The organism is Pseudomonas vranovensis (assembly GCF_040438935.1).
Taxonomy (GTDB): Bacteria; Pseudomonadota; Gammaproteobacteria; order Pseudomonadales; family Pseudomonadaceae; genus Aquipseudomonas; species Aquipseudomonas vranovensis.
In genome coordinates this window covers 1,497,601-1,517,103 of the sequence record NZ_CP159259.1, presented here as the reverse complement: position 1 = coordinate 1,517,103, position 19,503 = coordinate 1,497,601, and the positions used below count along the sequence as shown (strand labels likewise).

The 19,503-nt window shown below is 61.7% G+C and carries 15 protein-coding genes; 9 read left to right on the top strand and 6 right to left on the bottom strand.

Going from position 1 to position 19,503, the window contains the following annotated elements; genetic code table 11:
- The first annotated feature begins 79 nt into the window (after positions 1 to 79).
- Complete coding sequence (locus ABVN19_RS07125) at positions 80 to 298, top strand: DUF2970 domain-containing protein (protein WP_028941945.1); 219 nt, start codon at positions 80 to 82, stop codon at positions 296 to 298.
- A 260-nt stretch (positions 299 to 558) separates the two neighbouring features.
- Here the strand turns inward: ABVN19_RS07125 and ABVN19_RS07120 are convergent, their stop codons facing one another.
- Entirely contained in the window at positions 559 to 1,641 is a 1,083-nt protein-coding gene (locus ABVN19_RS07120; protein WP_028941944.1) for an ABC transporter substrate-binding protein, read from the bottom strand.
- 217 nt (positions 1,642 to 1,858) lie between these two features.
- On the opposite strand from ABVN19_RS07120, the gene ABVN19_RS07115 reads away from it, so the two are divergent.
- Together ABVN19_RS07115 and ABVN19_RS07110 are read left to right on the top strand one after the other, a co-directional pair.
- Positions 1,859 to 3,511 (top strand): nitrite/sulfite reductase, encoded by a 1,653-nt coding sequence (locus ABVN19_RS07115; RefSeq protein WP_028941943.1) that lies wholly within the window; start codon positions 1,859 to 1,861, stop codon positions 3,509 to 3,511.
- A complete protein-coding gene (locus ABVN19_RS07110) occupies positions 3,495 to 3,989 on the top strand; it encodes a DUF934 domain-containing protein (protein ID WP_028941942.1) in 495 nt (164 codons plus the stop codon). Before ABVN19_RS07115 ends, ABVN19_RS07110 begins: the two co-directional genes overlap by 17 nt.
- A gap of 54 nt (positions 3,990 to 4,043) precedes the next feature.
- On the opposite strand, the gene ABVN19_RS07105 is transcribed toward ABVN19_RS07110, so the two are convergent.
- Positions 4,044 to 8,966, bottom strand: coding sequence for an NEL-type E3 ubiquitin ligase domain-containing protein (locus ABVN19_RS07105; protein ID WP_105642600.1), 4,923 nt, complete (start codon positions 8,964 to 8,966; stop codon positions 4,044 to 4,046).
- 72 nt (positions 8,967 to 9,038) lie between these two features.
- Positions 9,039 to 10,055 carry a protease SohB gene (gene sohB / locus ABVN19_RS07100; RefSeq protein WP_028941940.1) on the bottom strand — a complete coding sequence of 339 codons (1,017 nt, stop codon included), beginning with the start codon at positions 10,053 to 10,055 and terminating at the stop codon, positions 9,039 to 9,041.
- Positions 10,056 to 10,251: 196 nt separating this feature from the next.
- Here sohB and ABVN19_RS07095 point away from each other — a divergent pair, with 196 nt between their 5' ends.
- From ABVN19_RS07095 to ABVN19_RS07075, 5 genes are all read left to right on the top strand, one after another.
- Positions 10,252 to 10,962: a histidine phosphatase family protein gene (locus tag ABVN19_RS07095; protein ID WP_028941939.1), complete on the top strand. Its 711-nt coding sequence runs from the start codon at positions 10,252 to 10,254 to the stop codon at positions 10,960 to 10,962.
- 56 nt (positions 10,963 to 11,018) lie between these two features.
- Positions 11,019 to 11,336, top strand: coding sequence for an SCP2 sterol-binding domain-containing protein (locus ABVN19_RS07090; RefSeq protein WP_105642601.1), 318 nt, complete (start codon positions 11,019 to 11,021; stop codon positions 11,334 to 11,336).
- Between the two features lie 194 nt (positions 11,337 to 11,530).
- Positions 11,531 to 12,598: a phosphotransferase family protein gene (locus tag ABVN19_RS07085; protein WP_028941937.1), complete on the top strand. Its 1,068-nt coding sequence runs from the start codon at positions 11,531 to 11,533 to the stop codon at positions 12,596 to 12,598.
- A gap of 22 nt (positions 12,599 to 12,620) precedes the next feature.
- On the top strand, positions 12,621 to 13,388 hold the full coding sequence (locus ABVN19_RS07080) for an SDR family oxidoreductase (protein WP_028941936.1): 768 nt from the start codon (positions 12,621 to 12,623) through the stop codon (positions 13,386 to 13,388).
- Positions 13,389 to 13,553: 165 nt separating this feature from the next.
- Positions 13,554 to 14,333 carry a TSUP family transporter gene (locus tag ABVN19_RS07075; protein WP_028941935.1) on the top strand — a complete coding sequence of 260 codons (780 nt, stop codon included), beginning with the start codon at positions 13,554 to 13,556 and terminating at the stop codon, positions 14,331 to 14,333.
- On the opposite strand, the gene nudC is transcribed toward ABVN19_RS07075, so the two are convergent.
- Together nudC and ABVN19_RS07065 are read right to left on the bottom strand one after the other, a co-directional pair.
- Positions 14,301 to 15,131: an NAD(+) diphosphatase gene (gene nudC / locus ABVN19_RS07070; RefSeq protein WP_028941934.1), complete on the bottom strand. Its 831-nt coding sequence runs from the start codon at positions 15,129 to 15,131 to the stop codon at positions 14,301 to 14,303. The two genes, ABVN19_RS07075 and nudC, sit on opposite strands and share 33 nt — an antisense overlap.
- A 32-nt stretch (positions 15,132 to 15,163) precedes the next feature.
- Complete coding sequence (locus ABVN19_RS07065) at positions 15,164 to 15,976, bottom strand: crotonase/enoyl-CoA hydratase family protein (RefSeq protein WP_105642602.1); 813 nt, start codon at positions 15,974 to 15,976, stop codon at positions 15,164 to 15,166.
- A gap of 156 nt (positions 15,977 to 16,132) precedes the next feature.
- Here ABVN19_RS07065 and nhaB point away from each other — a divergent pair, with 156 nt between their 5' ends.
- Positions 16,133 to 17,635, top strand: coding sequence for a sodium/proton antiporter NhaB (nhaB, locus tag ABVN19_RS07060; protein WP_028941932.1), 1,503 nt, complete (start codon positions 16,133 to 16,135; stop codon positions 17,633 to 17,635).
- A 66-nt stretch (positions 17,636 to 17,701) separates the two neighbouring features.
- Here nhaB and ABVN19_RS07055 read toward each other — a convergent pair whose 3' ends face one another.
- The gene (locus ABVN19_RS07055) at positions 17,702 to 19,498 is read right to left on the bottom strand and encodes a glycoside hydrolase family 15 protein (RefSeq protein ID WP_028941931.1); all 1,797 of its coding nucleotides are present in this window, start codon (positions 19,496 to 19,498) and stop codon (positions 17,702 to 17,704) included.
- Between the last annotated feature and the right edge of the window lie 5 nt (positions 19,499 to 19,503).

Here is a 19,503-nt window from a genome sequence, read left to right as displayed (position 1 = left end):
TCCCACCGGTCAAGGTAGGAGCGGGCTTGCCCCGCGATCCGGTCTAGACTGAGAAAACTCCTACACCAAGGACTTACTCATGGACGACCCAGCCCAAGGCAAGCCACCCACCTTCTGGCAGATGCTGCAAAGCATCCTGGCAGCGGCGTTTGGCGTTCAAAGCGGCAAGAACCGCGCCCGCGACTTCAACCACGGCAAGGCCAGCCACTTCATCGCGCTGGGCACCGTGTTCACCTTGATTTTCATTCTGGTCTTGGTGGGGCTGGTGCAACTGGCCATGCACCTTACTGCCCGCTGAAATGCAATCCGCCCGCAGATGTCCATTCTGCGGGCGGTTCATGGTTACCCATCGCGTGATGTCACTGGTGGCTGACCCAGTACACGGCGGTCACGACTACCAGGATGATCAGACAGAGTATCGCCCAGGCATCGACACTGCTGTCACTCTTACCCGCTTTGGTCGAGTTTCCCATTGCATCGCCTCTTGTAGTGGTTATGGGAATGCATGTCACCCGTAGCAGTTAAGTCCAGCAATGCCCTTTGCTCAAGCAGGGGTTTTCAATAGTTGACCGGCGCCTCAAGAAAGGGGTAGCGGTAGTCCGCCGAATGCCCCTCGGCGCTGAAGCGATGAAAGTCCAGGCCATAGTCGTCCCGGCCTTGCTGGTTCAGCCAGCGGCGCGCCCGTACTGGATCGATCAGTTGCAGCGCCGGTATCTGGTGATCGCGATGACCATCACGGTCGATGGGCAGGTTGTGCGCATCATCGTGCAACAGGACCATGGCCCAGCCCCCCAGCGAAAAGTGCCCGCCCATCAACACGCTCAAGCGCCCGTCGATACGCGCCTGCAAGGCCTGCGGGGAGCTGTTGACAGCACTGAACAGCACATCCTGGCCCGGCATGCGCCCGGCCTCGGCAAACGCCTGCATGGCGCCAAAGGCCATCTCGTCATTGGCCGACCAGACCAGTTCGATCTTCGGGTAGCGCTTGAGCAGTTGCTGGGCCTGCTCAAAGGCCCGCTCCTTGCCCCAGCCGCCATACACCACCTGGCGCAGGCGCACCTCGGGGTGCTCGGCCAGGGCCCGGCGCATGCCCTTTTCGCGCAGTTGCGCAGCCGGCGTGGTCTTGATGCCGGAAAAAGCCAGCATCTCGATAGGCCGCGTGATGCCCGGCCGGGCGCGCAAGGCAATCAGTTCCTTGAGCATCTGGTAGCCCGCCTGCTCGTCATTGCCAACCAGGGTCCCGAGCACGGGCGCGTACTTGTCCGGATGCTCCTGGATAAGTCTTGCCTGATTTTCAGTCAGGCCGTTGTTGACCAGGAACAGCTTGACCCCGCTGTCGTGCGACAGACGGATGATTTCGGGCGCGATGTACTGCTCGTTGACCAGCACCAGGTAGTCGGGGCGCTGCGCACTTTCGAGTACCTGGCGTGCCTGGGTCAGCGCCAGCGCTGGCCGGCGCTCGCTGTACTGGATGCTCAGGTCCATTCCCAGGTCGCTGGCGGCGGCTTGCATGAAGCGCGAGTAACTGACCCAGAACGTTTCGTTGGAATAACCCGGATTGAGGAACACCACCGACGCGCCCTGGGCACTGGCCACCAACGGCAGACTCAGGCACAGACTTCGGCACAGGGCCTTGAGCATGCGGATTCGCTCCTGCCATTCAAACCGTCAATTATAAACACCAGCGGGGCCCAAACAGCCAAATGCCAGTCAGTCTCACTTAGTCCAAATGGTTCTTTTCATATGCAAAAACATCACTTTTGCGCATAAACGCAAACTGCTATCTTTCGTCCGCTCCGCTTGGGAGTGCGCGGCTGTGCGCGCGATTAGCTGCAAGCAGCTTGAGAACAGGACCCCTATGTACGTATACGACGAGTACGATCAGCGGATCATCGAGGACCGCGTCAAGCAGTTCCGTGATCAGACCCGCCGCTACCTGGCCGGTGAGCTGAGCGAAGAAGAGTTCCGCCCCCTGCGCCTGCAAAATGGCCTCTATATTCAACGTTTTGCCCCGATGTTGCGGGTCGCGGTGCCCTATGGCCAGCTGACCTCGCGTCAAACGCGGATGCTGGCGAAGATCGCGCGCGACTACGACAAGGGCTACGCCCACATCAGTACCCGGCAGAACGTGCAGTACAACTGGCCTGCGCTGGAAGACATCCCCGAGATCCTGGCTGAGCTGGCCACCGTGCAGATGCACGCCATTCAGACCAGCGGCAACTGCCTGCGCAACGTCACCACCGACCAGTTCGCCGGTGTGGCCGCCGATGAAGTGATCGACCCGCGCCCTTGGTGCGAGATCGTCCGTCAGTGGACCACCTTCCACCCCGAATTCGCCTACCTGCCGCGCAAGTTCAAGATCGCCATCAACGGCTCGACCAGCGACCGCGCGGCCATCGAAGTCCACGACATCGGCCTGGAGCCGGTGTACAACGCCGCAGGCGAGCTGGGCTTTCGCGTACTGGTCGGTGGCGGCCTGGGCCGCACCCCGGTGGTCGGCGCCTTCATCAATGAGTTCCTGCCCTGGCAGGACCTGCTCAGCTACCTGGACGCGATCCTGCGGGTGTACAACCGCTACGGCCGTCGCGACAACAAGTACAAGGCGCGGATCAAGATCCTGGTCAAGGCCCTTACCCCTGAAGTCTTCGCCGAGAAGGTCGATGCCGAAATGGCCCACCTGCGTGGTGGCAGCACGACCCTGACCGAAGCCGAAGTGCAGCGCGTAGCCAAGCACTTCGTCGACCCGGACTACAAGGTGCTCGACAACCTCGACTTCAGCGAGCTCGAACAACAGCACCCGGGCTTTGCCCGCTGGCGCACCCGCAACGTACTGGCGCACAAGAAGCCTGGCTACGTTGCCGTGACCCTGTCGCTCAAGCCGACCGGCGTTGCCCCGGGCGACCTGACCGACAAGCAGCTCGATGCCGTGGCCGACCTCGCCGAGCGCTACAGCTTCGGCCAGCTGCGCACCTCGCACGAGCAGAACATCATCCTGGCCGACGTCGAGCAGAGTCAGCTTCACGCCCTGTGGCTGGAACTGCGCGAGAACGGATTCGCTACGCCGAACATCGGCCTGCTGACCGACATCATCTGCTGCCCGGGGGGCGATTTCTGCTCCCTGGCCAACGCCAAGTCGATCCCGATCGCCGAATCCATCCAGCGCCGTTTCGACGACCTGGACTACCTGTTCGACATCGGTGAACTGGACCTGAACATCTCCGGCTGCATGAACGCCTGTGGTCACCACCACGTCGGCCACATCGGCATCCTCGGGGTGGACAAGAAAGGTGAGGAGTTCTACCAGGTATCCCTGGGTGGCAGCGCCAGCCGCGACGCCAGCCTGGGCAAGATCCTCGGCCCGTCCTTCGCCCAGGACGACATGCCGGATGTGATCGAGAAGCTGATCGACGTCTACGTTGAAAAACGTACCGAAGACGAGCGTTTCATCGACACCTACCAACGTATTGGCATCGACCCTTTCAAGGAACGCGTCTATGCAGCGAATCATTAAGAACAACGAAATCGTCGACGAAACCTGGCACCTGCTGCCCAAGGACGCCAACTTCGACGAGTTGACCAACTGTGATGACTACATCGTGCCGTTGCAGTTCTGGCGTGACCACGCCCATGTACTCAAGGCCCGCGACGGCGGCCTGGGTGTGTGGCTGGACGCCGATGAAGAAGCCGAGGAAATCGGCGACGACGTCGGACACTTCCAAGTGATCGCCCTGAACTTCCCGGCCTTCACCGACGGGCGCAACTACTCCAATGCGCGCCTGTTACGTGACCGCTACAAGTTCACTGGCGAGCTGCGTGCCATTGGCGATGTACTGCGTGACCAGCTGTTCTACCTGAAACGCTGCGGTTTCGACGCCTTTGCCCTGCGCGCCGACAAGGACCCGGTCGAAGCCCTGGAAAGCCTGAAAGACTTTTCGGTGACCTACCAGGCCGCCACCGACGAACCGCAACCGCTGTTCCGTCGTCGTTGACGAAAACGGCTCCCGTGCCATCCCTGGCGCGGGAGCCGTTTTGATTCCAGGCAACTACAAATGGGTAACCTGGCCTGGCAGGGTGTTCCAGATCGTTGCGGTCAGGTCCTCTACCAATCGCTGTTCTTCAGCGGCACGACGTTGTTGAATGGTTTCAATGTTTTCGAGGTAAACCTGGTCACTCATCCTTTCCTTGTCTTTGTCCAACGCTACGAGCCGGGAAAAATAGGGCCGGTTGGCCTCATCGAAACGTGCGCGATAGCGCGACTTGAGGAACTCCACCCAGAAATCCCGACTCACAATAGATGCCTTCAAGGCGTCGGCCGTCTCGCCTTCCAACACTTCGGTACCGGCAGCGTCCAGTAGTACCTGGCTGACTTCGGCCTTCCCCACATAGATCATGCGTCGCGGCTGCCCCGGAAGTTCGAGCCGCTCGGCCAATCCAATCCGGTAAGCCAGGCGAACTTCTACCTCGTCGACCGACCGACCCGCCTCACGCCGCACAGCGATCTCGCGCAAGGCAATTCGCTCGACAGCGTCCAGGCGACTCAATCCCCGCGCCAACTCCATCAGTGCATGTTCGGCGCCGACGACTGTCCCGCTCTCACGCGCTTCCTGTACCAGCGCCATCACTTCCAGCTGACTGAACACCAGGATCGTACCGTCGCCGCATGTATGCGGATGCGCCACAAACTCGAACAACTCCTGGCGCAGGCGCGTGCTGTTGTTGGCAGCCGCGAGCACCTTCCACACTCGCTCGCGCAACACGGCATAGCCACGCTGAAAGTCGGCGGTGTTGCGCAGGTCGTCGAGCAACCGGAAGAAGTCGCCGCTGTCCGGCTCAGCAGCCAACGTACCCCAGTACTGGGTTATCTGCGCACGCTGACCGGCATCGACGCCGACCAGCCACCGAGAGGAAGCGTGCGCCGGCGAGGCATCGACGCGTACATGCCCTGCTCGCTGCCCCGTCCTAATCCCGAATGTCGTACCGGTGCGCTGACGATAGCTGCCCAGGCGGGCAAGGCTCTGGGCATCAAGCGGATTACCGCTCAAATTGGTCACCGCATTGACCCAGTCGAACCGGGCGGCCTGGGCCGAGGGCTCGAGGACATCCGCCGGAATACGGGCAATCTGGTTGTCGCGCAAATCCAGGACCAGTAACCGTTGCAACTCAAACACGCCTGCCGGCCAGTCGTGGATGCCTGTATTTCTCAACGTCAAGTTGAGTATCTGCGGTAAATGGGTGAGCGCTGGCGGTCTGCCCAGGGGGTTGTTTTCCAGTTGCAAAAACTTCAGGTTGGTCAGTCGATTGAGCACCGACTGAGACGCTTCATTGATGACAAGATTGTTGTTCTGAAGACTGAGTCTGGTCAGTTGTTGCAACTCACCCACCACCTCCCCCAGCCTGTGCAAGCGATTGCCGTTAAGACTCAGCCAGCGAAGGCTACTGAACGCCCGAAGGAAATCATCCGATACGCTGCCCAAACCCATATTGGCAAGGTTCAAGTCGGCAACATGACTGAAGTCCGCCGATAAGCCCGGCAAGCTCCCCAAGCGTATGTCCCCCAGGTCCAGGCGATACCCAATACATCGACCATCGGCGCTGTGTACACGGATGGTCTCCCGACGCCACGCCTTCTTGATACGTTCGGCAACCCGGTACAAGTCAGCGGAACGCACCGTCCGGGCCCAGCCGTCGCCCGCATCGACAAGTTGGCGTCGATCGACCCAGCGGTCCAGGACCTCTACCAGATGTCGGTATTGCTCGTGGCGCTGCGTCAGTGCGGCAATCCGCTCGGCATCCGACGCCCCCAGCGCCTCCAGAAAGGGCCCGAGTTCATCATCACTCATCACGGGGTACAAGCTGTGCACCTGGCGCTTCAGGGCACTACTGAACCGAACACTCGCAGCGCCTCGGCCGCTGAGCGGGTACCCCACACGGCCATCAGCCAATCGCAGGGGCGTGCGCAACCAGGGCTGCACAGGTTGCTGACCAAGCACTGCCGAGGCGCGCAGCCGATCCCCCGCTGCAAGCCTGACCAATGCTGTGCGCAGGCGCTCATGATCGCTCAACTGCAGGCCCAGCGCCTGCCGCTCACTGTCCGGCAACGCCTTGAGCAGCGCGCTGGCCAGCGTATCATCGGTGGTCAATTCGTTACCCTGCGCATCGTAGGCACTGTATCCTGCGGGCCTGCACACCAAGGTCTTGGGCGTTCCGCTCGGCTCGCCCACCTCGGCGATGAGCGTGCCATTGACGCTGCCGTCGTATACCCGCAGGTGAATCTTCCCACTCCAGCCTGGCAGACCTTCGAGCATCCGCACCGCCAGACAGTCGCTGTCAAGGCTCGATAGCTGCGGCCAATAGATGCCCTCAAAGGCGCGGTTGAGTCGGATCTGGCGCTGATAGAGACGCGCCTCTTCGGCCAAACGCAAAGGCAGGCGGGCATCGGCACCCTGCATTTTCTCAAACTCCAGCGGGGTGGCATGACTGACGAGCTCTTCGCAGACCTGGGTCGGTAACGTCGCAAAACTCCGTTGCAGCAAGCTCGCTTCAGCGCTGGCCGAGTTGCCCGACGCGGCAAAGATTCGCTTGAACAGTATCCTGCGGCCGTGCTCCGCCTGTTGCGCCATCAGCGTGCGCAACGTCTGCAATCGGTCGGCACGCTGTACATGGACACCAAGCAATTGGTTGATGGCCTGCTCATCAAAGTCCCGCAGTACTATTTCCGGCAGTCGATTGGCAACCAGTTCACTCATCGGCACCTTGAGGGGTTCAACTCCAGGCCAGCGCTCCTGGCCGTAGTGCGTCGACACGGGCGAAAACTCGGCGCCGTCGATGACCTCGATCGGTCGGCGAGGCCACCCTGGCATTTCGATCGCCAACAAGGCAGCACAATCCCGGCCAACCCCACCTGGCAGGCCATTGCGCACGTTGCCGATCCAGGTATCGAGCTGACGGTTCAGCTGTAGACGTTGCAAGGTATCGATCAACAGCGGCGGCATCGGTGCCTGGGCCACATGCACGGTTCGCAGCACATCGTCACTGATACCGCTGATGTCGGCGGCGATCATCAACTGCGTATCGTCCACCCCCTCCGCGAGAGGGCCTAAGCGGCGCATCAGCTGGGTGCGGCGCCAGGTCAGCGGCTGCTCGCCATGCGCCACCCATCCGCCTTGACCGTTGTGCCGAAGCAGTGGTTGATACGCCAGGGGATCATGGGGATGAACCATGCGCCACTCACCGTGAGCGTCATGAGTGACTTCGTGGGTGCGATTGTCGAGGCGTATGTAGTGTTTGTCGGCTATCTGGAAAAGCCCTTGCTCGTTACTTTCGTGACCGACCAGCGCGATATCACTGGCATACGGTGTCAGGTCCGGTTTCCATAGACGAACCTGACCATCTGGTCGTTTGACCTGGACCAGGCAGTCCACGAACTCACTCGACTCCAGCCTGGCAGCCGCACCACCGGCCATTCCCAGCCCGGCCACCAGCGCGATGTTCAGCCCCACCGACTGCAAATGCGCCCACACCTGATCCAGGTCGCCATCCTCCCAGGCTTGAGCCCCCTCGACCACCTCATTGACCAGTTGCGCAGCACCGACCACGGCCATCACTTCGCTCAGTCCCGGTACAAAGAAGGCCGCCGCATTGAGCACGTTGAACCCGATACCTTCCCAGTACGCCAGGCGAGCTTCACGGGCTTGCTCGTCTGCGTCGGCGCTGGGTACGGCAAGGACTCTGGCGTCAGCCTTGAGTCGTTCCAGGTGGCGGTCTTGCAAGTAACCGAACAGCTCGGCGTCAATCGGCTCTTCACGTACCTGCAGGTTGCCGTGGGGATTGAACTGGCGGACATAAACGCCGTTGGCTTGTTGCACCTGGTGGTACAGCACACTGTCAAGCTGGTCCAGCACATGGGACTCCCGGGCCTTGCCCGCATACTGGCGCAGCAACACCTGATAAGCCGGCGAACCCAGATTGATGTGCAAGTCCTGCAAGGCCGCGAATGCCGAGGGGTACTCCTTCAAGGGACACAAGGGCGCGCCAGGCATATACACCACAATCGGCTCAACCTGCTCACTGTTCTCCCGGTCAGCGCCCATCACCACCACTTCGGACAACGGCGCACCGAACATTTCCATTCGCCAGCAACGCACCGGTTTGCCGTTGAAGTGCGCTGCGCGCTCCCCCTGCAACAGGCTGCTCAGCATCTGCCGGGCTTGCGCACTGATCGCCCCTTTCATGAAAGCGATCTGCATCTGAACCCGCAACTGGTCCTTGCGGGTGGCAATGGCCTGGGTACGTATCTGGACGCGGGTTTCGGGGGCCTCGAACACCTGTTGCAGGTGCTGCTGGTACCGCCCACCCAGGTCCAACTCATGGCACAGGCGGGCGAACCGGCTGGGTTCAATGTCCAGCTTGCTCTGATAGCGATAGCCAAAGCGCGGATACGCTTGCTCGGTTGCCGGCAACAGCTCCATGAGCAGTGCATCCTTAGGCGCCAGGGCGCTGCCCTTTTCAAACTTGGCGTCCTCGGCAAAATTCTGCAGGGCGGCCTGCATCAGGCTCTGACGACGCGGAACGTTCTTGACGATGAAACCAAGCAGATGTGATTCGGGATGAAACTGGACGAATTCCACCGTGTCCACGTCTGGTGTGATATCCAGCTCATGGGTCAGGCGCGCTCGAAACAAGGGCTCGGCAAACTCGCCGATGCCCTTGAGCGGTTTGAGGGAGGTTGCCAGTGCCTGGGCCGAGGCGCGTCTGCGAGCCTGATAGTCGAGCAACGCCTGGCGCTCGCCTGGCAGGGCACTGCTGAACCAGTCGGCAGTGCCGGTCGAGGTGAATTGCTCGGCGACCTGGTGGTTGCGCAAGCGCTCAACGTCGTCTGGCGTGGCGTGCTTGAGCCAGTCGGGCAAGCGGCTTTGCAGGAAGGGGCCATTGAGGCCGGGGATGGATATCGAGCGAGGGGTTGGCATCGCGGTTTCTCCTTGGGCGAATGAGACCGAAAGGAGAACCGCTTTACCGACGCCAAAGGCGCTACATAATGCTTATCGCCAGCGACCGAGCTTGCTCCACAACCCCAGCAGGGTGTTTTCGATCGACCCGCTGGCCGCCAGCCCTACCCGCTCCTGCAGGCTTTTACGCTCGGCGAAGTGCAGGTGGTACAGGTTCGATTCCCGTGCCCGCTCGCCCAGGTATTCATCGCTGGTCTTGAGTTCGTCGACCAATTGCTTGTTCAGCGCCGCGACACCCAGCCAGACTTCGCCGGTAGCCACTTCGTCGATATGCAACTGCGGGCGATAACGCGAAACGAAGTCCTTGAACAACTGATGGGTCACATCCAGGTCTTCCTGGAACTTCTCCCGGCCCTTCTCGGTGTTCTCGCCGAACACGGTCACCGTGCGCTTGTATTCGCCAGCGGTGAACACCTCGAAGTCGACATCGTGCTTTTTCAGCAGGCGATTGACGTTGGGCAACTGGGCCACCACGCCGATCGACCCGAGGATGGCGAAAGGCGCACTGACGATTTTCTCGCCAATGCACGCCATCATGTAGCCACCGCTGGCAGCGACCTTGTCGATGCAGATGGTCAACGGTATGCCCGCCTGGCGAATACGCGCCAGTTGCGAAGCCGCCAGGCCATAGCTATGCACCATGCCACCGCCACTTTCCAGGCGCAGCACCACTTCATCGCGCGGGGTGGCCAGGGTCAGCAATGCGGTGATCTCATGGCGCAGGCTTTCAGTGGCCGATGCCTTTATGTCGCCATCGAAATCCAGGACGAACACCCGCGATTTATCCTCGGGCTTCTTCTTGAGTTGCTTCTCGGCCTTGGCCTGCTGCTTGCGCAGCGCCTTGAGCTGGGACTTGTCCAGCAGGCTGGACTCCAAGCGCTCGCGCAAGTCCTTGTAGAACTCGTTGAGCTTGCTGACCTGCAACTGCCCGCCCCCCTTGCGCCGGCCCTTGCCGCGCAACCCGGCAATCGCCGACAGGACAATCAGAATCGCGATCACCAGGGTCGCGGTCTTGGCGAGAAAGCTTGCGTACTCTGCAAGAAACTCCACAGTAACTCCTTAACATGCCTGCGCCCCTGTGGCGCGAACCGATAGTCAAGCATACCGACGCGGCGGCACTGCTGCCAATGTAGGAAATTTCCGGAAATGCAGTTCAAACGCTCTTTTCAAACGCTTGTATGTTTTTCCGTTGACAGCCTGTCGACGGCGCCCTAACCTCGGCTCATTCTTCTTGCAGGCAGACGACGTGGGCAGCATCTACCTGATTCGACATGGCCAGGCCTCCTTTGGTGCAGACGACTATGACGTTCTCTCGCCCATGGGCATCCGCCAGAGTGAAGCACTCGGCGAGCACCTTGCCCAGTTGGGGTTGCGCCTTGATCGCTGCCTGGCCGGCGACCTGCGTCGCCAGCAGGACACCGCTCGCCTGGCCCTGGCGGCCATGCACAATGCAGGTTGCGAGGTCCCGCTGCTGGAAACCGATACGGCCTTCAATGAGTTCGACGCCGACGATGTGATCCGCAGCCTGCTCCCGGGCCTGCTGCCCGAAGAGCCCGAGGCCTTGCATATCCTGCGCAACGGTGCGCAGAACCGTCGCGAATTCCAGCGCTTGTTCGCCCTGCTTATCCAACGCTGGCATGGCGGTGAACATCAAAGTGATTGCCTGGAGTCCTGGCAGGGTTTTGTCGAGCGGGTCGATGGCGGCCTTTCGCGCGTACTGCAGCAAGCGGACAGCAACGACAACATTGCAATCTTTACTTCAGGCGGCACCATTGCCGCCTTGCTACACCGCGTAACCCGTATCACTGCCAGCCAGGCCTTCGAGCTCAACTGGCAGATCATCAACACCTCGCTCAGCCAACTGAGGTTTCGTGGCCGCGAGGTGGCCCTGGCCTCCTTCAACAGCCAGGCCCATGTGCAGCTGTTGAGGGTACCGGAACTCATCACCTACCGATGAACACCGGCGCGTTGTGACCTCGCCGGTCACGCCAATCACTTAATAAGGAACACACCATGAGCGATGTAGCAAAAGCCGTCGAAGCGATGAAAGCCAAATTCAACCCAGCTGCGGCTGCCGGTCTGGACCTGGTATTCGGTTTCAACATCACCGACGAAGACAAGCACTACGCCCTGATCGTCAAGGATGGCACCTGCGAAATCCAGGAAGGCGAAAACGTCGACGCCAACTGCACCCTGGTGCTGGACAGCGAAACCCTCAAGGGTATCGTCAGCGGCGACACCGACGGCATGCAGGCCTTCATGGGCGGCAAGCTGCGCGTTGAAGGCGACATGATGCTGTCGATGAAGCTCAGCGAGCTGTTCCCGGCCTGAGCCCTGCGCTGATGCCGAACAAAACCGAAGTCCTTGCGGCTTCGGTTTTTTTCGTCTGGTGGTTTCAGGCCAGGCATCAGGAGCGTTGATCGACCTGCAACACGCTGGCCTATAAGACCCTGCAAGGCTTGTTCGGGCCCGACGCGAGAATTAGATTAGCCAATAATCTCTGGCTTCGATCATAAGGTAAAAGCATGACGCTCACTGATCAGTCCACCCAGGTCCGCCCCGGCGAAGAGCTCGACGCCGCCGTCATCGCCCCTTACCTGAAGGCGCACATCGACGGCCTTAGCGGAACGCCGACCATCAGCCAGTTTCCCGGCGGCGCCTCGAACCTGACCTACCTGGTGCAGTACCCCACGCGCGAGTTCGTCCTGCGGCGCCCGCCGTTCGGCCACAAGGCCAAGTCGGCCCATGACATGGGTCGCGAGTTCCGCATCCTCAACCAGCTAAACAGCGGCTTCCCCTACTGCCCCAAGGCCTACGTCCACTGCACCGACGAGTCGCTGATCGGTGGCGAGTTCTACGTGATGGACCGGGTCAAGGGCATCATCCTGCGCTCGGACCTGCCGCCCGAACTGGGGCTCGACGCCGAGCGCACCGAGGCACTGTGCAAGAGCTTCATCGACCGCCTGGTCGAGCTGCACCAGGTGGACTACAACGCCTGCGGCCTGGGCGACCTGGGCAAGCCCGAAGGCTATGTGCAGCGCCAGATCGAAGGCTGGAGCAGCCGCTACGAAAAGGCCCTGACCCCGGACGCGCCGCGCTGGGAAACGGTGATTGCCTGGCTGCGCGAAAAAATGCCGGCTGACCACCCCAAGCCTGCCATTGTTCACAACGATTACCGCTTCGACAACGTCATCCTCGATGCCGACAACCCCATGCGCATCATTGGCGTGCTCGACTGGGAGATGACCACCCTTGGCGACCCGCTGATGGACCTGGGCAACACCCTGGCCTACTGGATCGAAGCCAGCGACCCAGCGCCGATGCAGCTGATGCGCCGCCAGCCGAGCAACGCCCCGGGCATGCTCACCCGACAGCAGTTCGTCGACTACTATGCCCTGCGCGCCGGCATCCAGATCGACAACTACGACTTCTACTACACCTATGGCCTGTTCCGCCTGGCCGGGATCGTCCAGCAGATCTACTACCGCTTCTACCATGGCCAGACCCAGGACAAGCGCTTCGCCCAGTTCATCCACATGAACAAGCTGCTGGAGCACATGAGTCTGCAGGTCATCGCAACGTCCAGCCTCTGACGACTACAACAAGGAAAACACCATGTCCAAGACCCAACTGTTCGACCTAGACGGCAAGATCGCCTTCGTTTCCGGTGCCAGCCGCGGTATTGGCGAAGCCATCGCCCACCTGCTGGCCCAGCAAGGCGCCCATGTAATCGTCTCCAGTCGCAAGCTCGACGGCTGCCAGCAAGTGGCCGACGCGATCATCGCCGCCGGCGGCAAGGCCACGGCCATTGCCTGCCATATCGGTGAAATGGAGCAGATCAGCCAGGTCTTCGCCGGCATCCGTGAACAGTTCGGTCGCCTGGACATCCTGGTCAACAACGCGGCGACCAACCCACAGTTCTGCAACGTGCTGGACACCGACCTGGGCGCCTTCCAGAAGACCGTCGATGTGAACATCCGCGGCTACTTCTTCATGTCGGTCGAAGCCGGCAAACTGATGCGCGAAAATGGTGGCGGCAGCATCATTAACGTGGCCTCGATCAATGGTGTGTCGCCGGGGATCTTCCAGGGCATCTACTCGGTAACCAAGGCCGCGGTGATCAACATGACCAAGGTGTTTGCCAAGGAATGTGCGCAGTTCGGCATTCGTTGCAACGCCCTGCTGCCAGGCCTGACCGACACCAAGTTCGCCTCGGCGCTGGTCAAGAACGACGCGATCCTCAACACCGCGCTGCAGCAGATCCCCCTCAAGCGCGTGGCCGATCCCAAGGAAATGGCCGGTGCCGTGCTGTACCTGGCCAGCGATGCATCGAGCTACACCACGGGCGTGGCGTTGAATGTGGATGGTGGTTTCCTGTCCTGATAAAAGCCTTGCGGGGCAAGCCCGCTCCCGCAGGGCAAGACAGTTGCTCTCACTGTGGGAGCGGGCTTGCCCCGCGAAGAGGCCCTGACAGGCGGCCTCGATCTCCATTACCATATCGGCCGTCAGGCGCAGCTCCTTCTGCGCCCAGCCGATTAAGCTCATGCCATGCCCTTCGAACTCAGCGTAGACCTCACCACCCTCGCCATTCTCGCCGCTGTCGCCTTTGTTGCCGGATTCATCGATGCCATCGCCGGAGGCGGTGGCCTGCTGACCACCCCTGCCTTGCTGACCGCCGGGATGCCACCGCACCTGGTGTTGGGCACCAACAAGCTCAGCTCGACCTTTGGTTCGGCTACCGCCGGTTTCACCTATTACCGCCGCAAGTTGTTCCACCCCGCACAGTGGCGCCATGCCTTGGGCGGCACCTTTGTCGGCGCCCTGATCGGCGCGGTAGTCGCCCATTACCTGCCGGCCGAATGGCTGAACAAGATGCTGCCGGTGATCGTCTTCCTGTGTGGCGTCTACCTGCTGTTCGGTGGCACGCCCAAGGCGCCGCTGGACGCCGACGTGCCGGTCAAGAAGAAGTGGCAACTCCCCCAGGGCCTGACCCTGGGTTTCTACGATGGCGTGGCAGGTCCCGGCACCGGCGCTTTCTGGACCGTCAGCACGCTGCTGCTCTACCCCATCGACCTGGTCAAGGCCAGCGGTGTGGCGCGCAGCATGAACTTCGTCAGCAATGCCGCGGCACTGTCGGTGTTCATCTTTTCCGGTCAGGTCGACTGGCTGGTAGGGTTGTCGATGGGCTCGGCGCTGATGGTTGGCGCCTTCTTCGGCGCGCGTACCGCCATCAGCGGCGGCAGCAAGTTCATCCGCCCGGTGTTCATCACCGTGGTGCTGGCCCTGACCGTGCGCCTAGCGTGGCAGCACTGGTTCGGCCAGGCCTAAGCGACGGGCCACGTACAGGTCGATCAGGTACCGGGCAATCGAGCGCCCTGCCGGCAACGGCGGGAGCGCATCGACCCGGAACCACTGGGCGTCCTCGATCTCGTCCGGCTGCATGACGATCTCCCCGCCCGCGTATTCGGCATGAAAACCCAGCATCATCGAGTGCGGGAACGGCCAGCACTGGCTGCCGACGTACTGGATGTTCTGCACCTCGATCGCCACTTCCTCGCGCACCTCGCGCACCAGGCAATCCTCGGCTGATTCGCCTGGCTCGGCAAAGCCGGCCAGGGTGCTGTAGACGCCGGTGACGAAGCGTGGAGAACGGGCCAGGAGGATTTCGTCGCCACGGGTGATCAGCACGATCATGCTCGGCGAGATGCGCGGGTAACTGCGCAGGTCACAGGGCTCGCAGAACATCGCCCGCTCCCAGTGGATCTGCTGCATGGGCTGGCCACAGCTGCCACAAAACCGGTGTTCACGGGCCCAGGTGCCGATCTGCGCGGCGTAACCAAGAATCTTGTAGGTATCGAAGTCGCCTTCGAGCATGAACTGGCGCAAGCCGCGCCAGCGGCAACCGGCTACAGCCTGCGGATTGCGCAGTTCAAGCAGGAACACCGGCTGGCCATCGAAATGGCCGATGCCGTGCTCGAACAACACGTCCAGCCCCTGACGCTTGAGCCAGTCGCGCGGGAACAGCGCGCCGTTGTCGTCAACCAGGAAGCCCTCGCGGCACCGGGCTACCGCCCAGCCGCCAGCGAGGTTTGTGTCCAGTACCGCGGTGGTCCAACGCACTGCCATGTTCCGGTTCCTTGCGCGGCCCGCCGCTGGTGTCAGTCGGCGAACTCGGGTTTCTGTTTGCTCATGTGGGCAGCCACGGCCACCCGCAGATCGGTGGATTGCAACATGGCGGCGTTCCAGGTGGCAATGTAGTCCAGGCCATCGTCGATACGGTGATCGCGCATATAGCTGATCATTTCTTTGGTGCCGGCCACGGCAATCGGGGATTTTCCCGCAATTTCGGCAGCAATGGCAAAGACTCCGTCGAGCAAGACGTCATGGTCATCGTAGACCCGATTCACCAGGCCGATACGCTGGGCCTCGTCGGCCTCGACATTGCGCCCGGTATAGGCCAGCTCGCGCATGATGCCGTCGCCGATGATCCGTGGCAGGCGCTGCAGGGTGCCAACGTCGGCGGCCATGCCCATGTCGATTTCCTTGATCGAGAACTGCGCGTCGCGGCTGCAGTAGCGCATGTCGCACGCCGAGACCAGGTCGATGGCGCCACCGATGCAGTAGCCGTGAATGGCCGCCAGGACCGGTTTGCGGCAGCTGTCCACAGCTGTGAACGAGGCCTGCATGCGTACAATGATCCGGCGCAGGGTCCGGGCGTTGCGCCCTACGTCCTTGCCCAGCTCGTTGGCCAGCGAGGCCAGCAGCATCAGGTCGATACCGGCGGAGAAGTGTTTGCCCGCACCGCTGATCACCACCGCGCGCACCGCATCGGTCTCGTCGATCCACTTGAAGATGTCGACGATTTCGCTCCAGAACGGCGCGTTCATCGCGTTGTACTTTTCCGGGCGATTGATCTGCACGTGGGCGATATGGTTGTTCAGTTCGACCTTGAATGCCTGGTAGTCGGTCACAGCGCGCTCCTTGAGGGGGAAGGACAATCGCAGGACTATATCAAGGCCTCAAGGCCGGGCTAGACCGCGCTTGTGCCAAAACCGGGACTTTTACCTTGATCTGACGGCCTGTATCCGGCACCTTTCGCACCTGTTGAATTATTAGGATACATTTTCATGTCCCGCTCCCTGGCCGGCGCCCTGGCCCACAACTTCCTCGGGCAGTCGCCCCGCTGGTACAAGGCGACCCTTTGCCTGTTCCTGCTGCTCAATCCGATACTGCTGTTTACCCTCGGTCCGGTAGTCACTGGCTGGGTGCTGGTGATCCAGTTCATCTTCACCCTGGGGATGGCCCTCAAATGCTACCCGCTGATGCCTGGCGGCCTGTTGATGGTCGAAGCGTTGTTGCTGGGGATGACCACACCCCAGGCGCTGTATGACGAACTGCAGCACAACTTCCCGGTGATCCTGCTGTTGATGTTCATGGTCGCCGGGATCTACTTCATGAAGGACCTGCTGCTGTTCGTGTTCTCGCGCATCCTCCTGGGCGTGCGTTCCAAGGCGATGCTGGCCCTGCTGTTCTGTTTCCTCTCGGCCTTCCTCTCGGCCTTTCTCGATGCCCTGACCGTCACCGCAGTGATCATCAGCGCGGCTGTGGGCTTCTACTCGGTCTACCACCGGGTCGCGTCGGGGACCAACCCGCGTGAAGAGTCCGACCTGGACAGCGACCACGACATCGCCCAACTGCAGCGCGATGACCTGCAGCAGTTTCGCGCCTTCCTGCGCAGCCTGCTGATGCATGGCGCCGTGGGTACCGCCCTGGGCGGCGTCTGCACCTTGGTCGGCGAGCCACAGAACCTGTTGATCGGCCATGAGATGGGCTGGCACTTCGGCGATTTCTTCTTCAAGGTCGCCCCCGTGTCCATGCCAGTGCTGGCGGCGGGCCTGGTAACCTGTGTGCTGCTGGAAAAGCTGCGCTGGTTCGGTTACGGCACCCTGCTGCCGGACAACGTGCGCGACGTGCTGGCCGCCTATGCCGCCGAAGACGATGCCCAGCGCACCGCGCAACAACGGGTGGCGCTGCTGGTACAAGGCCTGGCGGCCTTGATCCTGATCGTCAGCCTGGGCCTGCACATTGCCGAAGTCGGCCTGATCGGCCTGCTGGTGATCGTGCTGATTACCGCCTTCACCGGCATCACCGATGAGCACCGCCTGGGGCGCGCGTTCCAGGACGCGATGCCGTTTACCGCACTGCTGGTGGTGTTCTTTGCCGTGGTGGCGGTGATTCACGACCAGCAGCTGTTCACGCCGCTGATCCAGTGGGTACTGGCACTGCCAACCGAACAACAGCCAGGCATGCTGTTCATTGCCAATGGCTTGCTGTCGGCGATCAGCGACAACGTGTTCGTAGCCACCATTTACATCACCGAGGTCAAGCAGGCGTTTCTCGACGGCCACATGAGCCGCGAGCACTTCGAGACCCTGGCGGTGGCGATCAACACCGGCACCAACCTGCCGAGCGTGGCCACGCCCAATGGCCAGGCTGCGTTCCTGTTCCTGTTGACCTCGGCCATTGCCCCGCTGATTCGCCTGTCGTACGGGCGCATGGTGTGGATGGCGCTGCCCTACACCGTGGTGATGGGTGGATTGGGCTGGTGGGCGGTGACGTACTGGCTGTAAACCTGATCGCGGGGCAAGCCCGCGCCCACCGACACTCGGTAGGTGCGGGCTTGCCCCGCGATCGCTTCACCCGCTTTGCGCCCGGTCCCGCGCCGGGCACTGCGCCCGGTGCAGGTTCAACGCCGTATTGATGATCCCGATATGGCTGAAGGCCTGGGGAAAGTTGCCGAGCATGCGCCCGCTTAGCGGGTCGTACTGCTCGGCCAGCAGGCCGACATCGTTGCACAGCCCGCTCAGGCGTTCGTACAGGTTCTGGGCATCCTGGTCGCGGCCCAGTAGCACGTACACATCCGCCAGCCAGAACGAACACACCAGGAACGTCCCCTCCCCCGGCGTCAAGCCATCACAGCCGCTGTCGGTGTTGTAGCGCAGCAGCAGGCCATTGCGCAGTAACCGACGTTCGATCTGCTCAAGTGTGGCCAGAAAGCGCGGGTCGTCGGCCGGCAGGAAACCCGTCAGGGCAATCTGCAACAGGCTGGCATCCATCTCGGTCGAGCCGTAGGCCTGCACGAAGCAGCCCAATGCCGGGTCAATGCCCTGCTCACAGACTTCACGGTGAATCTTCGCCGCGACCTGCCGATAGTGCCGCGCCCGGGCCTGTCCTTCCTCGGTGGTGTCGCTCAGGCTCGCCGCGCGGTCAAAGGCCACCCAGGCCATCACCTTGGAGTGAGTGAAGTGCTGGCGACCACCGCGGACCTCCCAGATCCCCTCGTCGGGTTTGCGCCAGACCTTTTCCAGGTACGCCAGAATCACCCGCGAGATCGCCGCGCTGCGCGGATGCCGAGGCAGGCCCCCGCGTACCGCCTGGCAAAGGGCATCGGCCATTTCGCCATAGATGTCCAACTGGTGCTGCAGGGCGGCGGCGTTGCCAATGCGTACCGGCTGTGAGCCTTCGTAGCCGCTGAGCCAGGGCAGCTCAAACTCCTGCAAGCGACGCTCACCCGCCAGGCCGTACATGATCTGCATCTGCTCCGGGTTGCCCGCCACCGAGCGCAACAGCCACTCGCGCCAGGCCTGAGCCTCCTCGAAGTAGCCCAGGTTCATGAACGCCAGCAAAGTCATGGTTGCATCACGCAGCCAGCAATAGCGGTAGTCCCAATTGCGCTCACCGCCCAGGTGCTCGGGCAACGAGGTGGTCACCGCCGCAACGATGCCACCGGTGGGGGCATAGGTCATGGCCTTGAGGGTGATCAGCGAGCGTTTTACCAAGGCTGTCCAGGGACCGACATCAGGACAACGCCCAGCGAAAATCCGCCACTGCTCTGCCGTTTCTTCCAGGGCTTTTTCGACGGCAAACGGGGCCGGCAATGGCAAGTGGGAGGCTTGGTAGGTGAGGCTGAAGGCCAATTGCTGGCCCTGCTGGACACTGAAGCGACTGCCCACATGCTGGTCGTGGGAATGGGTCGCTACTTCACTGCGCAGTACCAGGCGATCCGGCCCCACTACCGCTGTCAGTACCAGGGGCTCGCTCTTTTCGACCCAAGGTACGCTGTTGCCGTAGTCGAAGCGCATGACCAGGTCCATCTCGAACGGCACGTGGCCTTCGAGCCCTTCGACCACGCGTACCACGCTGTTGTGATCGGCCAGGGGCATGCAGTCGATGACCCGGGCTCGACCACTGGCGGTGACGAAGGTGGTCTGCAGGATCAGCGTGTCCTCCAGGTACTCCCGGCTCACCTGCTCCACCGCCTCGCTGGGCGCCAGACGCCAACGGCCGTTTTCCTCCTCCCCGAGCAAGGCGGCAAATACCGCTGGTGAATCGAACCTGGGCAAGCACAGCCAGTCCAGTGAGCCATCGCGCCCCACCAGGGCAGCGCTGCGACAATTTCCAATCAATGCATAGTCTTCGATCAAGCCGGGCATCGGCC

What these genes read in the sequence shown, in the direction of transcription:
- ABVN19_RS07110 (WP_028941942.1), top strand. Translation starts at nt 3,495, where the DNA reads ATGCAGCGAATCATTAAGAACAACGAAATCGTCGACGAAACCTGGCAC.
- ABVN19_RS07115 (WP_028941943.1), top strand. Translation starts at nt 1,859, where the DNA reads ATGTACGTATACGACGAGTACGATCAGCGGATCATCGAGGACCGCGTC.
- ABVN19_RS07105 (WP_105642600.1), bottom strand. Translation starts at nt 8,966, where the DNA reads ATGCCAACCCCTCGCTCGATATCCATCCCCGGCCTCAATGGCCCCTTC.
- ABVN19_RS07125 (WP_028941945.1), top strand. Translation starts at nt 80, where the DNA reads ATGGACGACCCAGCCCAAGGCAAGCCACCCACCTTCTGGCAGATGCTG.
- ABVN19_RS07055 (WP_028941931.1), bottom strand. Translation starts at nt 19,498, where the DNA reads ATGCCCGGCTTGATCGAAGACTATGCATTGATTGGAAATTGTCGCAGC.
- ABVN19_RS07090 (WP_105642601.1), top strand. Translation starts at nt 11,019, where the DNA reads ATGAGCGATGTAGCAAAAGCCGTCGAAGCGATGAAAGCCAAATTCAAC.
- ABVN19_RS07085 (WP_028941937.1), top strand. Translation starts at nt 11,531, where the DNA reads ATGACGCTCACTGATCAGTCCACCCAGGTCCGCCCCGGCGAAGAGCTC.
- ABVN19_RS07080 (WP_028941936.1), top strand. Translation starts at nt 12,621, where the DNA reads ATGTCCAAGACCCAACTGTTCGACCTAGACGGCAAGATCGCCTTCGTT.
- ABVN19_RS07075 (WP_028941935.1), top strand. Translation starts at nt 13,554, where the DNA reads ATGCCCTTCGAACTCAGCGTAGACCTCACCACCCTCGCCATTCTCGCC.
- ABVN19_RS07120 (WP_028941944.1), bottom strand. Translation starts at nt 1,641, where the DNA reads ATGCTCAAGGCCCTGTGCCGAAGTCTGTGCCTGAGTCTGCCGTTGGTG.
- nhaB (WP_028941932.1), top strand. Translation starts at nt 16,133, where the DNA reads ATGTCCCGCTCCCTGGCCGGCGCCCTGGCCCACAACTTCCTCGGGCAG.
- nudC (WP_028941934.1), bottom strand. Translation starts at nt 15,131, where the DNA reads ATGGCAGTGCGTTGGACCACCGCGGTACTGGACACAAACCTCGCTGGC.